The 12,923-nt window shown below is 49.0% G+C and carries 16 protein-coding genes; 2 read left to right on the top strand and 14 right to left on the bottom strand.

Annotated elements, in window-relative coordinates:
- Window positions 1-169: 169 nt before the first annotated feature.
- A complete protein-coding gene (locus tag ADA01nite_RS12285) occupies window positions 170-1,888 on the top strand; it encodes a DEAD/DEAH box helicase (protein ID WP_146810263.1) in 1,719 nt (572 codons plus the stop codon).
- Window positions 1,885-2,709: a YqhG family protein gene (locus ADA01nite_RS12280; protein ID WP_170230259.1), complete on the top strand. Its 825-nt coding sequence runs from the start codon at window positions 1,885-1,887 to the stop codon at window positions 2,707-2,709. The genes ADA01nite_RS12285 and ADA01nite_RS12280 overlap by 4 nt, the downstream gene beginning before the upstream one ends.
- Before the next feature lie 38 nt (window positions 2,710-2,747).
- On the opposite strand, the gene ADA01nite_RS12275 is transcribed toward ADA01nite_RS12280, so the two are convergent.
- The 14 genes from ADA01nite_RS12275 to ADA01nite_RS12210 all read right to left on the bottom strand — a co-directional run bounded on the left by ADA01nite_RS12275 (window position 2,748) and on the right by ADA01nite_RS12210 (window position 12,779).
- Window positions 2,748-2,912: a YqzE family protein gene (locus ADA01nite_RS12275; RefSeq protein WP_146810261.1), complete on the bottom strand. Its 165-nt coding sequence runs from the start codon at window positions 2,910-2,912 to the stop codon at window positions 2,748-2,750.
- Window positions 2,913-2,969: 57 nt separating this feature from the next.
- The gene (locus ADA01nite_RS12270) at window positions 2,970-3,503 is read right to left on the bottom strand and encodes a shikimate kinase (RefSeq protein ID WP_246147321.1); all 534 of its coding nucleotides are present in this window, start codon (window positions 3,501-3,503) and stop codon (window positions 2,970-2,972) included.
- A complete protein-coding gene (locus tag ADA01nite_RS12265) occupies window positions 3,493-3,891 on the bottom strand; it encodes a pilus assembly PilX N-terminal domain-containing protein (RefSeq protein WP_146810260.1) in 399 nt (132 codons plus the stop codon). Before ADA01nite_RS12265 ends, ADA01nite_RS12270 begins: the two co-directional genes overlap by 11 nt.
- 4 nt (window positions 3,892-3,895) lie before the next feature.
- On the bottom strand, window positions 3,896-4,321 hold the full coding sequence (locus ADA01nite_RS12260) for a ComGF family competence protein (protein WP_146810259.1): 426 nt from the start codon (window positions 4,319-4,321) through the stop codon (window positions 3,896-3,898).
- Between the two features lie 5 nt (window positions 4,322-4,326).
- Window positions 4,327-4,698 (bottom strand): type IV pilus modification PilV family protein, encoded by a 372-nt coding sequence (locus tag ADA01nite_RS12255; protein ID WP_146810258.1) that lies wholly within the window; start codon window positions 4,696-4,698, stop codon window positions 4,327-4,329.
- Window positions 4,699-4,710: 12 nt separating this feature from the next.
- The gene (locus ADA01nite_RS12250) at window positions 4,711-5,154 is read right to left on the bottom strand and encodes a GspH/FimT family pseudopilin (RefSeq protein ID WP_146810257.1); all 444 of its coding nucleotides are present in this window, start codon (window positions 5,152-5,154) and stop codon (window positions 4,711-4,713) included.
- The gene (locus ADA01nite_RS22850) at window positions 5,138-5,500 is read right to left on the bottom strand and encodes a competence type IV pilus major pilin ComGC (RefSeq protein WP_146810256.1); all 363 of its coding nucleotides are present in this window, start codon (window positions 5,498-5,500) and stop codon (window positions 5,138-5,140) included. The genes ADA01nite_RS12250 and ADA01nite_RS22850 overlap by 17 nt, the downstream gene beginning before the upstream one ends.
- Before the next feature lie 22 nt (window positions 5,501-5,522).
- Window positions 5,523-6,575, bottom strand: coding sequence for a type II secretion system F family protein (locus ADA01nite_RS12240; protein ID WP_146810255.1), 1,053 nt, complete (start codon window positions 6,573-6,575; stop codon window positions 5,523-5,525).
- On the bottom strand, window positions 6,523-7,647 hold the full coding sequence (locus tag ADA01nite_RS12235) for a GspE/PulE family protein (RefSeq protein WP_170230258.1): 1,125 nt from the start codon (window positions 7,645-7,647) through the stop codon (window positions 6,523-6,525). Before ADA01nite_RS12235 ends, ADA01nite_RS12240 begins: the two co-directional genes overlap by 53 nt.
- A 180-nt stretch (window positions 7,648-7,827) precedes the next feature.
- Window positions 7,828-8,274, bottom strand: a complete 447-nt coding sequence (locus ADA01nite_RS12230) for a universal stress protein (RefSeq protein ID WP_146810253.1) — start codon at window positions 8,272-8,274, stop codon at window positions 7,828-7,830.
- Window positions 8,275-8,399: 125 nt separating this feature from the next.
- Window positions 8,400-9,563 (bottom strand): HD-GYP domain-containing protein, encoded by a 1,164-nt coding sequence (locus ADA01nite_RS12225; RefSeq protein WP_146810252.1) that lies wholly within the window; start codon window positions 9,561-9,563, stop codon window positions 8,400-8,402.
- Window positions 9,564-9,764: 201 nt separating this feature from the next.
- On the bottom strand, window positions 9,765-10,082 hold the full coding sequence (locus ADA01nite_RS12220; protein WP_146810251.1) for a YlbG family protein: 318 nt from the start codon (window positions 10,080-10,082) through the stop codon (window positions 9,765-9,767).
- Window positions 10,083-10,324: 242 nt separating this feature from the next.
- Window positions 10,325-10,795, bottom strand: coding sequence for a YlbF/YmcA family competence regulator (locus ADA01nite_RS12215; protein WP_307724486.1), 471 nt, complete (start codon window positions 10,793-10,795; stop codon window positions 10,325-10,327).
- Between the two features lie 43 nt (window positions 10,796-10,838).
- Entirely contained in the window at window positions 10,839-12,779 is a 1,941-nt protein-coding gene (locus tag ADA01nite_RS12210) for a hypothetical protein (protein ID WP_146810250.1), read from the bottom strand.
- Window positions 12,780-12,923: the final 144 nt, after the last annotated feature.

The raw sequence follows: 12,923 nt of genomic DNA, 5'->3' as shown, positions 1-12,923 counted from the left end.
GCATTTTCATATCGGGGTTGCGGCTGAGATGCCATGGTGGTTTTTTGTCTAAAGACTACAGTATTTTTTCCCTTCCCCTCCTCCTTTGAAACAACCTCAAACAAATTTTTACATAGATTCTCTCCTTTTCGTGCATCCTATCCATAAGACTTAGGAGGGTGGATTTAACATGACGGACATCCCTATTACGTTTCAGCGGGATTGGATCGATAGCTTTAAAACAAGAATGCAGCAAGACGGACCATGGCATCACCGCGAATTATACCGCCTGGCATGGGAAGCAGCCCGCGCCTGCGCAATCGGGGATTTCAATGAACTGCAGTGCCTGCGTCACCTGCCGTACCTAACCCCGCTCCCCCACCAGATCGAAACGGCGCAGAAAGTCATCTGTGACATGCACGGCCGCGCCCTGCTTGCCGATGAAGTGGGCCTGGGAAAAACCATTGAGGCCGGATTAATTCTAAAAGAATACATGGTGCGTGGTTTGGTCCAAAAAGCGCTTATTCTTGTGCCTGCCTCCCTCGTTGTGCAGTGGGTACGGGAGCTGAGCAGCAAATTCGCCATTCCGGCGGCGGCGCAGCGAAAAGAATATATGTGGACACAATATGATGTAATCGTTGCGTCCATCGACACCGCCAAACGTCCCCCTCACCGTGAGATTGTGCTTAATCAACCGTATGATCTTGTGATTGTTGATGAGGCGCATAAACTCAAAAATAAGCATACGAAAAACTACCAGTTCATTCAGGAGTTGAAGAAAAAATATTGCCTGCTGCTTACAGCGACACCGATTCAAAATGAACTCGATGAGCTATACAACCTTATTACACTGCTAAAGCCGGGGCACCTGGGACAATCCACTCAATTCCAGGAAAGTTACGTACAGGGAAAACGGCAGGTTAAAAACAATGAAACCCTCAAGCAGGAACTGAAAAAGATTATGGTTCGTAATCGGCGCGCCGACGGCAAAGTGGAATTCACTGCCCGCCACGTTATTACGGTTCCTATTGAGCTGTCGTCGGAAGAAAGAGCGCTCTACGATCAAGTTACCCGTTTTGTACAGGATCGCTATCACAGTGATGAAGAGGGCCACAAAAATCCGCTTGCATTGATTACGCTGCAGCGCGAAATCTGCAGCAGCCGGGATGCCGCATTTATGACACTGGTTAACATGCATAACCGCGCACCCGAGTCGTCGCCGCTTAGGCAGAGCATTCGTGAACTCATCGAAACATTAAAGCAGGTAACAACGCACCGGAAAGCGGAGAAAGTTCTCGAGATCATCAAAGAATCGGACGATAAGGTCATCATTTTTACCGAATACCGCGCTACCCAGGAATACCTGCAGTATATCCTGGCCCAGCACGGCATTACGTCCGTCTTGTTTCGCGGCGGATTTAAGCGTGGTAAAAAAGATTGGATGAGCCAATTGTTCGAACACCGGGCGCAGGTGCTTATCGCTACCGAAGCCGGTGCGGAAGGAATCAACCTGCAGTTCTGTAATCGTCTGATTAACTATGACATGCCGTGGAACCCGATGCGGGTCGAGCAGCGGATCGGCCGTGTACACCGCCTTGGTCAGACACGTGACGTTTATATTTACAATCTTGCGACCCGGGGCACGATCGAGGAAAAAATCCTCCATTTACTTTATGAAAAAATTAATCTGTTCGAGATGGTAATCGGAGAATTAGATACGATTATCGATCGGCTCCATTTGAATAAATCGCTGGAGAAAAGCGTGATTGATATTTTGCTGTCTTCGAAAAGCGAAGGCGAGTTAGCTATCAAAATGGACAACTTAAGCCAGGTCATCCAATCCGTACGTCAGAGCATGGAATCTATCCAGCCTGCTTCAGATTCATGGGAAGGGGCGGTGCTCCCATGAATCAAGCACAAGTTCGCTCTTTTCTGGAGCGGTATTTTGCGGCGCACCAGGCCCGTTATGAAGAGACGCATCCTGCCTACTTTACGGTCGAGCTTCCGGTGGAAGTAGATAAAGACCTGGGCAATCGCCCCTTCTATTGGACGTATGTAGAGCGGCTGAAATTAGAACCGCAGCCGATGTATATGACGCTTGTATTTGATCGTAGTGCCCTGCCATCCGGGGTAAACGGAGAAGACATTGCGTTTGGCTCTCCGCGTCTTCAGCAATTTTTTGCATCTGCGCGTCGGCACGGCCGCTATATCCGCCTGTACGAACATACTGTACCGTTCGCTGCGGCAGATGCACATACCGCGCTTACTCCATGGCTTGGTGTCAATTATAAGATTTCCTTTATCTGCGACCGCAAGAAGGATCGCCTTGTCTCACTCGGCATTAATTTACTTCATGGTCAGATTGAGGAGAACTTCTTCGATATGCTCGAAGTACGCAGCATGCTGCCGGTTTTGCCGGATTATGCCTATACGATGCGTCCGATTTTTAGCGTGGACTCAGCGGTACAGCGCCTCGAGCAGTATACACAGAGCCTGATAGAAAAAGAGGACAAGTCATGGGCCGAAGAGGCGCGCCGGCGCCTGGCAGCAGAGTTGACGCAAACCGAACACTTCTACGCCGCCAAAAAAGCCGCCGGGGAAGAAGGCGAGGAGTCTTCCTCAAAACACAGAGAAAAGCGATTGGACGAGCTGCGCTGGCAGTATGAACCGCGCATTGAAGTCGAGATGATAAACAGCGGCCTGTTTTATTTACAGCAGCTGCACTCATAAAACAAAAACCGAACCCGGCCGGTTCGGTTTTTGTTTTATTACTTTCGTCTGCGGCGAATCAGCATGCTAAGTGAAAGTGGCAGCATACCAAACCAGCGATACAAAAGCTTTTCTTTCGGCTTTTTGGTCCGTTGCTCTTTCGGAGTTTCCATGTATTTGACAAAACGTTGAGCCAGATATTTTACATATTCCTGCGAAGACATCAGACACGCCTCCTTGCTTTACCCTGTTAGTTATAGCGTGTCCGCTTCTATCCCTTTTCAGTCGTTCTCTGCCAGAAAGCGCTGAAAAACGGGATGCGCCCAGAGTTCATCCACGATTTCTTCTACGCTCTTACCGTCAGTGGAAAGCCGTACCGGAGCAAAGTCATATAGTCCGGCACGCTCTTCCATTAGCCGCCTTACATTCCGTTCCATATCACCGGCGAGCAGCGGACGGCTCGTATCAGCACGCAGCCGGTCGATGATCGTCTCCGGCTCTGCGGTGAGCGCCACCGTTAGCCCGCGTTGTTTCATTATCTCTACATTGCAGGGGCGGGTAACCACGCCGCCCCCGGTCGTCACAATTTGCGAAACCGGACTCGCAAGCACATGTTCTAACACCTGGGATTCAAGCGCACGAAACGCATCCTCCCCTTCTTCCGCAAAGATTTCCCGGATTTCTTTGCCTACGGCTTCGGCAATCTGATGATCGATATCCACCTGGTCCCAGCCGGTGCGCTCGGCAATCGCGCTGCCGATCGTTGTCTTTCCTGTTCCCATAAAACCAATCAAAATAAGCTGCCTAATTGTCAATTTTGAATTCACTCCAGTTCGTTATCTTTCCCGTGGTTTTGTTCATGGTCGCCCATAATCGCGTAGTGCGAGACGAAGAATTTGCAGCCGCCATCATCCATACCTCGTCTGTCCCACGCGCCTCTACCATGACTTGAATCACGGCATCCTCGATCCGATATTCGCGAAGCGCATAGTTGCCAGGCTCCTTTAATATACTTTCAGCTGTCATAAACACGCCCGCCTCCGCGATATAATGAAGCCGCATGCGCTCCTGATCATTACGGGAGATGGGACGCAGCAGACTAAGGAACGATAACGTATGCAGGACGACAAGCAGCATGATTTGCACATATACGAGCACCATAAACAGCGTCGCGCCACGCACATTTGTTAAACTATTCTGCATTATATCACTTCGCTTCCGCAAGCTCCACTCTTTTCCCGAGAAACCGGCTTCCCCTCCAGGTCGCCTTTCCTTTCTTTAGCTCGACATAAAATCGGCACCCGCCTGCCTCCGCTTCAACTTGAAAAACACGCACATACCGTCCAATGATAATATAGCCTTCCATGTTTACGCGCCGAATAATTTGCTCCCCCACCTTCTGATATGTGATGTTCATTCCGCTCAGATGAGTCAGAAAAAGTTTGTCGCCCACTCTCTCAAACCGTTTACACTGGCGCATTTCCGTTTCCATATAAGAAAACAACCCGCGCGCCTCCGCCTCCAATTCCGCTATTTCCTTTGCATAGGTAAAATGCCGCTGCGCCCCGGTAAAACAGAATAAAACCGAAAGCAGCACCGTGCATAAAATAACGGAGGAAAGCAATGCTTCCAACAGGGTCACTCCCCTGGCGTTGCAGAGACTGCGGGTGTAAATCGATACCCTGTGAATCCAATCCGCCTCTCTCCTGTCCATTCGCTTTCCCAAAGCACCTGCACCTCGCACTTTTCTACCATTTCCGTCACCCTTACAGGCATCATCCGTATACGATAGCGCTTGCCTCCGTTTTCCCTTTCGCCTGCATCAATCGTATGACCGGCTTTCCACTGTTCCAGCAGTGAGCAGGCAAGCAACTGTCCTTGCGTCTCCGCCGTACGCTCTGCTCTCTCCCGCATTGTAGTGTAGAGTGTCGCCTGAATAACCAGAACGAATATGGCAAACAGTACAAGGGAAAGCAGCGCTTCAATATAAGTGAATCCATCTTCTCTCATTTTTCCCCTCCGTTATGCCGTGCTTATCGCAAAACGGCCGCTTACCATGTAAACCGTAATTTTCTTCGCAACACCATTCGGATAAACAACAGTAATGGTTCCTCCCTGAAGCACATGCCCTAACTCATTAAAAATGAGCGTACCGTCACCAAAGTTATATGAAACCACAAAACCGGCCGGAATCTTCACTTTTTTTTGGTATGTTTCCCATATTCGATGCACCACGTATATCCCGTTCCATGGCTCAAACTTCACGCGGACTATTCCCCTATAGCTTAATGCTTCATTTGCGGCAAGATATAAATCTGCGCTCAATGTCTCGATGAACTGATCTCCCTGCATATGACGCATTATTTGCATGGCCGAAGGAATTGCAAAGCCCAGGACACCGCCAAGAATAGCGACGACAATCAATACTTCAATCAGCGTGAATCCGTTCTTATGATGACGCGTCATGGCGACTGCACTTCACATCAATTTTCTTTCCGTCAGACGAAATCTCCACTGAATAGGTTCCCCCCAAAGGACAGGACGGAACCTCCCGAAGATACCCTTTATTCTCTAAGTCTGTCAGTGCGGTCGCTTGTGCCGGATACGCCCCTCCGTTCTCGGCCGCATATACTTCAAGAGCAGTGATAACCATCCGTTTATTTACTTTACAACTTTGGTTTTGCGCATTGGCGACCGCCCCTTTATACGTAGGCAGCGCCAGCATTAAGAACGTGCCCATAATCGCGATTACGATGAGCAGCTCAATCAGCGTAAATCCGTCCTGCGGGTTCCGGCTTCTTCTACGCTTCACTTTACTTCCACCTTTCTTCTGATCATTTCACCTCATTCATCATCTGCAGAACCGGCAAAAAAAATGATAAAACAACGACAAACACAATTCCGCCTACCCCAATCAGTATCACTGGTTCTAACCACCGCATCGCCTTTTCAAGCTGCTGTTTGATATGAATTTCTATCTGTTCGCTGTAAAACAGCAAACACTCTCCCATTCTCCCTCCTTCCTCCCCCAATTCGATATAGCGGACCATCTCTTTGGTAAAACAAGAATGCGCACCCAATGCATGGCTTAACGAAAATCCGTGCCGTAGCTCATTCTCTACTGCCGCCGCCACTTTCCGCAGTAAAAACCACGGTGCTTTTTGGTGAAATAAGCGGCATATCTCCAGAATAGAAATGCCTGCTTCAAGCAAAAGTCCCGCCTGCATTGCAAAATAGTGACTATACTGCAAGGTAATCCAATATCGTATAACAGGCAGTTTTAACAATAGCGGAACCAATTGGTGTTTCCGGTGAATAATCAATGCCGTACACAGGACTAAGATCAACACGCCGGCAAGTGAAACAGCATAAGAAGGAATCAGTGAGAAAGCATAAAGTAACCATCGAGTCAACGGTGGAAGTGAAAGGTTCATCGCGCTATACATTGAGGAAATTTGAGGCAAAATCATGTGGAGTAAAAACCAAAGGCAAACAAGGGACAGGATAAGCAACAAAAGAGGATAACTAATTAATTGATATACCTGGTGTCTCCAGGCGGCACGCCTGCGGTAATAACGCGCGGCAAATGCGAAGCTGGAAGCATACTGGCCGTGCTGTTCACCTGCCGTAATCAGCGAAAGAAACAATGTCGGTACCTTCATCTGTTCAAACGCTACCGACAATGGAGCACCCGCTTCAAGCCGTTCAAGTACATGCAAGATTTGCTGTTTCTCCCGGCGGGCAAAATGATCGCTCGTAAGCTGAAGGCTGTCCAAAAGCGGAATTCCGGCTTCCAGCAAATAAGAAAGTCGCTGGCTTAAACGGGCCAGTGATTCATCGGACCACCCTGTCTCTTCCCGCATACGCTTCATAAAGCTCCCGCTCACCCGGCTCAGCCACCCCTTCCACAATTTTCTGTTCCAAAAGCGAAGAAAGAAATACAAATCCGCTCTTCTCCAGGTAACGGCGAATGGTCGTTGCTGAACACCGATTAAGAATATAAGGGTGAAATTCTTCTTCTATCTGCAATACTTCATAAATGCCAAGCCGTCCGCGAAACCCGGTACCATGACAGGCTGCGCATTCCGCATTCTGCCCATAGCAATGATGGCACCGTTTGCGGATGAGCCGCTGCGCGATAACGCCGGTGAGCGCAGAGCTGACCAGGTACGGTTCAATTCCCATATCCAACAAACGAAGCACTGTGCCTACCGCATCCAGCGTATGAATCGTTGAGATGAGAAGATGGCCGGTAAGCGCGGCACGCACCGCCACTTCTGCCGTTGGCTTGTCCCTGATTTCACCGACAAGAATCACATCCGGGTCCTGGCGCAGGACCGCTCTAAGCCCTTCATGAAACGACAGTCCGGCACGCGGATGAATTTGCACCTGATTAATGCCTGGAATCCGGTATTCAACCGGCTGCTCTAGCGATACGATATTGCGGCCGTGCCGTTTAAGCTCATGGAGCATCGTATACATCGTCGTTGTTTTGCCGCTGCCGGTCGGGCCGGCAATGAGAATCATGCCCTGTGCTTTCGCAAGCATCTCGCGTACCCGAAAAACGTTCTCTCCGTTCATGCCAAGCGAAGCAAGCGATTGGTATTTCGTCTCATGCGGCAGCAGGCGGAGCACAACTTTCTCGCCATGGATGGTGGGCAAAGTCGCAACACGTATGTCAATGGAGCGATGTTCTTCCCCCTTGCCGACTTGAAAGGCAAATCCTCCGTCTTGGGGCAGCCTCCTTTCCCCGATATCCATCCCGCTCATAAGCTTGATACGAGAAACGAGCGGCGGTCCCCATCCTTCTTCTTTCTCTTCAATTTCCTGCAAATACCCGTCCAGGCGAAATCGGATGACAATTCCTTCCGCTGTCGGCTCAAGATGAATATCGCTTGCACCGTATCGAATCCCTCTCTGAATGAGCTCTGTAACATATCCGGTAACATCCTCAACCATATTGTTCCCTCCTTTCTTCAAATTATACCATATTTTACCAATTATCAAATTGTTTTTTGCTAAACTATAATGAGAAAAACTCACGTATTTTGCTTTATCACTGTAAAGCGAAATATACTTTCCTATACCACAAAAAAGAAACCGCACCTGACCGGTACGGTTTCCTATCTGCATTCTATGCTATTTTACGATTAAAACCGGACAATTTGCCAATTGTGAAACCTTATGGCTAACGCTTCCAAGCATCAATTCTTTGAATCCGCTTAAACCACGGCTGCCGATGACGATGAGCTGGTATCCATTTTCTTCCGCCTGTTCGACGATTTGGCGAGCCGGATCTCCTTTAACGTAAATCGTCTCCGTCTCGATCCCCTGTTTTTCCGCTTTGGCTTTCGCCTGCCCAAGCAATTCTTCGCCTTCTTTCTTCATCGCCTCATCAAAATCAATGTCGTATTCCCTGGAGATATACACCATTTCCCCAACCATGTAGGGCGGCACAACAACTTCTTTTCCTACATGCAGCAGGCTGACTTTCGCCCCTTGTTCTTTCGCGATAGATAATGCGGCTTCCAGCGCCTTGTCGCTCATCTCCGAACCGTCGATCGCTACCAGGATCTTCTTAAACATTTCTTCTTCCTCCTCGCTGCAGGTTTTTCTGTACACTTTTATTGTACAACCAAAACTTTTCCCATGTTAGCAAGTCAGAAGGTAAATTGTAACAATTTCAGCACATTTGCACTTTTTCCACATTTTTATATTTCTTCTTCATCCCGCTCATACGCAAATTCTTCATTTTCGCAGCGCGCTGCCTGCTTGGGCTGCGGCCATCTCCCTCTTTGATAGAGAGAAAGTGCAGCTTCTGCAACCTTCGGATGGAATTGTGTGCCGATGCAGCGCTTAATTTCCGCCATTCCTTCCTCGATCGATTTCGGTGTATTATAAGAACGGGAAGACGTCATGGCGTCAAATGAGTCGGCGACATTTACGATCGCCGCCAAAAGAGGAATTTCCTCGCCTTTTAGTCCGTGCGGATACCCTTGTCCGTTGTATTTCTCATGATGGTATAAAATGATATCGCGTACGCCCTTCAACTTTTTCAGCCCGCCGACGATACGCGCACCTTCAAGGGAATGGCCCTTCAATTCAAGCCATTCTTCCTCGGTCAGTTTTCCCGTCTTGTTCAATACCGTAGAAGGAATATGGATTTTTCCGATATCATGCAGCAGCGCGCCATATTTGAGCGTAAACATGTCATCCTGGTTTAGTCCCAGCTCTTTTCCCAGAGCAAGCGAATACAATTGCACGCGCGTCGAATGGCCGAGCGTATAAGAATCCTTGCTTCCGATAGCCTTTGCCAGGCTTGTCACCAGCTCATCCAGCACGATTTGCTCTTCTTTCTTTATCCGTTGAAAATGCGAGATGAGTAAATTTGCCATTACACCAAACACAGGAAGCATAAAAATATGCGACAGCGCATTCGTAGACGTGCGCCATTGCCCTTCATATATGTAGGTATATCCGCAATCATAAACAATTAACACAATGACCGCCAAAAACGAATACAGCACCCCAACTCGCTTCTCGTCATATAATCCAACGGAAGCAATGCCAAGATAAATTAGAATTAAATACGGGCTCTCATCTACCCCGCCGGTAACCCACATATATCCCAGAACAAAAATAAAGTCCAGTACGCGAAGCATCTGCTCTTTTGAAGCGAGAAACATTTCCGCCTTTTTGCCTTTCCAGGTATAGACGACAACCCCAATCATCCAACCTGTCAGTGTTAATCCCCAGAATACCACGGACGAAAAAGTGGAATGATGCTGCACAAAAAAGTACGTCAGCGTAATTACGCTTAGGGAAACAAAGCGAAGCTTACTCTTGATATGATTCTGCATAATCCCCTCATCCATTTCTCTTTTCTCTCTTTGTATTTCGGCTAATCTAAACAAAAAAGCAACCCTTGTTTAGGTTGCTGACTTCCGAAATTAATGCGTTTTTTTCTGGTCGTCACTCAATACGATATACATAATAAAGCCAAGTACTCCTGCAGCAAGCAAGAAAATAGGAATGTTCCACATCCAATTCATCAGGCTGCCTCTCCCCTCCCCAATCTATCTGCTCTGCTCTCCACCACGTATAATGGATAAAATTTGTGATTCTTCCATCTTATAGTCGAACTCTTTTGCCTTATCCGGCCTGGCATTGTCATAATGAACCGGAATTTCATGGCGGTGCGATTTCTCTACTCTTGTAACGAAGTCAAGCCGGGAGATGCGTTCAATCGTCTCGTCCAATGTATCTGCAGCGGTGTACATTGCTACATAATTCAGACGACGGGATATGTAGTGGATGTTGCCAAACTTGCGTAAATTGCGGGCTGCCTTGGTGTTTTTGACGTAAACCGCAAGCCCGACACGGTGTTCTCTCATTCTCCGACTCTCCTTTTTCGTATAGTAGCATTGGTGATATTCATCATCAAGGACCTATCTGTAAGAAGAAGTGACAACTTTATTACTTATAAATTCAGCTCTAAAGCCCCTGCACTTCCGGTTAAGAGATTCGGTATACAAGGCAGAAACGGGCCGTCTGATCACTCAGACGGCCCTGTGTCGGCGAAAGGAGCAGCCTGCCGCCTCACTTCTTCTATGCCCCGCACACCGGGGGTACCTAACTATTTCGCAGAACAGCCGCAACTGCCCCCCGTACCGCAACCGCCGCTGCCACAACCACCCATCATCTCATATAATGGATTGTTGCTCGGTACTTTAATGCTCTTCGACACAGCATCGGCTATCGTACGGCTAACTCGATAAAGCAATTCATCCAGTTCGTCTTCGGCCTTTTTGAATGCGGCTACAGACGCTACCTGCTCCATCTCGCGCTTCTTCTGGCGGATTTCACGCGTGACTTTATTGTAATCCGGGTGATACTTCCCGAATCGCTGTACCTCTTCATACACTTCCTTCATTCGATTGAAGGAAGCAATCTTCGCCTCGGCTTCCGGGTCCTGTTCCATCCTTCTGCGGGACTCCAGATACCGCTTCATCTCTTCGGAGCCTGTAAGCAGCTCGCCGATACGGTAAGCACGCTCCATGACCTCTTGAAAATCGAGCGGTGACAAAGTCATCATCTGGCTTGACATAATCTCACCTCTATATTATTGTATCACGTCACATATCCCCTGCCTAGTCCTGGCCAGGAAGCGCAGGGAAAAGCAACCTGACTCGGCCGATATCTTCCAGCTGGACGTCTTCTCTTGTGCCGCTTACATCTAATGTCAAGCAATACTGCCCTTCTCCAGCCTTTATATTAAGAATGCGTATGTTTTCCACGGGCTGACCGTCGATTTCCGCGGATAATGGAACTCCGAGTGACCGGGCTGACTCCATTAGTTTACGCAGCGTAGAGTGGTGGTAACGCTGGAAGTTCTTATACCATATTGAAGGCACCTCTTTAAGCTCCGGAAGCACGTCTGTGAGAGCCGGAAATATGGATTCAACTTTATATCCGTTTTCTAACCCGCCGGAAGAGGATATCATTTCTTCCGCTTTTTGTGCTTTGTCTGTTTCTGGTCTGGCCGCCTTCTGTTCGCTTATCCTTATATTTCTTCGTACGAGTGCCTGTTCTAATTTTTCTCGTTTTTCCTCTTCCACCAGAAAATCCCGTTCGTTCAGCCGCTCCAGCAGGCAATCCGCCATCTCGCGGTCCGCCGCAAGCCATGTAGCAGTCTCTGTATCAGGACAGCGCAGCACTGTTACGCGTGCAAGCATTACATATGAGCCGCCGCGCAGCCACTGGCTCAACTGTTCCCGGACATTCGCTGGCACATCGGGGTGGATTTGTTCCAAAAGCCCGAGCAGGCGATTGTTCTCTTTCTCATTCTCTGTCGTCTGAACGGATTCTTGCGTCAAGCGGAACCGCCACACTTCCTGCTGTTCCTCCAGCTCGGCGTATGCACCAAGTTCCCAGCGAACTTCATACGGTGCATGCGGCAATAGCAAAACCTCGAAGGTGGGCTGGACGTACCCGCTTCCTGTGTACATCCCTGTCTCCTGTTCCTGTTCAGCGGTAAACAGATCCGGAACCCAGGAGTATATAGCCTCCTCTCCTTCTCCTTTCTTTAGAGCAAAACCGAACAGCACAAGCAGCGGAGCCACCTCTTCTGCGAATGTTTCCCAGTGCTTGTCTTTTCCCGCAAAAACCGTGCCCTGTAGCAGGTCGTATTCTGCCTCCCGTAAAGCCTGCAGTGAAAAGACACTCTCCCGGGAGGCTTCCATCCAATCCAAAATTATAGAATAACAGGGGTGAAGCAGGCTAAGCTTTTCTTTCACCTCCCGGTAGAGACGGCGCTGCACCGCAGCTTCCCGGCCACGGAATATGTCCGCCGCCCGCGCCTCGTCTACCGTGTACTGCATTACACCATCTGCTGTCTGTTTGCGAAGCAGGCCAAGCGAAAGCAATAACCCAAGTAAAAAACGATCACGCGGCCCTTCCTCACCCGCTGCTTCGGACACAACGGATCCAAACGCTTCTTCAGGATATGGAATGACACGATGCCAGAGCCGACGGGTTTTCATTGTCATCGTCCCTTTTTTCGTCAGCGCGATCGGTTGGTGCCGATGTATCTGGAGCAGGCGGAACAGCACGCTGCTTAGCGGTACGGATACCGTATCCCAACCGTCAATCAAAGTACCTATACCAGTATCGCGTTCACGCCATGCATGAGACAGCAGCCAGGTTCGAAATGCAGTGCCCATATCATCCGGCAGGCAGTATGCAAGCTCTCCCCATAAACGGCGCAGCGTATACACCAGACCGCGGCGCCGAAGCCCTGTCAAACCGCTGTAGGCAGCAAGCGGTGATGCCAATCTGGCATATTCCTCCATCTGCCGGTATGTAACGATATCCCGGCCGACACGAAACAAAAAGTACAGCAGCATCTCCTTCTCTTCGTCGGTCAGCGTAAGCCAGGTACGCTCTATCGCAGCGGAACTGATTATATAATGTGAAAGTTCGTCTATAGCAAGCGCAGCATCTTCCGTTTGCGAAAGTGGCCACCCGTTTACTTCGGCCAGTTGCCGCAGCAGGCGTTCGTTAATCTGTTCGAGAATTTCATGCACATTCATAATTTGGCTCTCTACCTTCCTATCCTCTTACTTCTGTATGTTAGTATACACATTTCTTACACACGAATAAAACAGCACAGAGCTGGCTATATCGGCACAGAAAACGACCATGGCGTCTCAGCCGCAACCCCGATATGAAAATGC

The sequence above is a fragment of the Aneurinibacillus danicus genome (genome assembly GCF_007991215.1).
GTDB classification, from domain to species: Bacteria; Bacillota; Bacilli; order Aneurinibacillales; family Aneurinibacillaceae; genus Aneurinibacillus; species Aneurinibacillus danicus.
Note: the sequence above shows the minus strand (reverse complement) of the source record. Positions and strands in the feature narration are given on the sequence as shown.

Coding starts and splice junctions, on each gene's coding strand:
- ADA01nite_RS12255 (WP_146810258.1), bottom strand. CDS start 4,698: ATGAGAGAAGATGGATTCACTTATATTGAAGCGCTGCTTTCCCTTGTA.
- ADA01nite_RS12235 (WP_170230258.1), bottom strand. CDS start 7,647: ATGGTTGAGGATGTTACCGGATATGTTACAGAGCTCATTCAGAGAGGG.
- ADA01nite_RS12280 (WP_170230259.1), top strand. CDS start 1,885: ATGAATCAAGCACAAGTTCGCTCTTTTCTGGAGCGGTATTTTGCGGCG.
- ADA01nite_RS12210 (WP_146810250.1), bottom strand. CDS start 12,779: ATGAATGTGCATGAAATTCTCGAACAGATTAACGAACGCCTGCTGCGG.
- ADA01nite_RS12265 (WP_146810260.1), bottom strand. CDS start 3,891: ATGCAGAATAGTTTAACAAATGTGCGTGGCGCGACGCTGTTTATGGTG.
- ADA01nite_RS12220 (WP_146810251.1), bottom strand. CDS start 10,082: ATGAGAGAACACCGTGTCGGGCTTGCGGTTTACGTCAAAAACACCAAG.
- ADA01nite_RS12285 (WP_146810263.1), top strand. CDS start 170: ATGACGGACATCCCTATTACGTTTCAGCGGGATTGGATCGATAGCTTT.
- ADA01nite_RS12250 (WP_146810257.1), bottom strand. CDS start 5,154: ATGACGCGTCATCATAAGAACGGATTCACGCTGATTGAAGTATTGATT.
- ADA01nite_RS12230 (WP_146810253.1), bottom strand. CDS start 8,274: ATGTTTAAGAAGATCCTGGTAGCGATCGACGGTTCGGAGATGAGCGAC.
- ADA01nite_RS12225 (WP_146810252.1), bottom strand. CDS start 9,563: ATGGATGAGGGGATTATGCAGAATCATATCAAGAGTAAGCTTCGCTTT.
- ADA01nite_RS12275 (WP_146810261.1), bottom strand. CDS start 2,912: ATGTCTTCGCAGGAATATGTAAAATATCTGGCTCAACGTTTTGTCAAA.
- ADA01nite_RS12215 (WP_307724486.1), bottom strand. CDS start 10,795: ATGTCAAGCCAGATGATGACTTTGTCACCGCTCGATTTTCAAGAGGTC.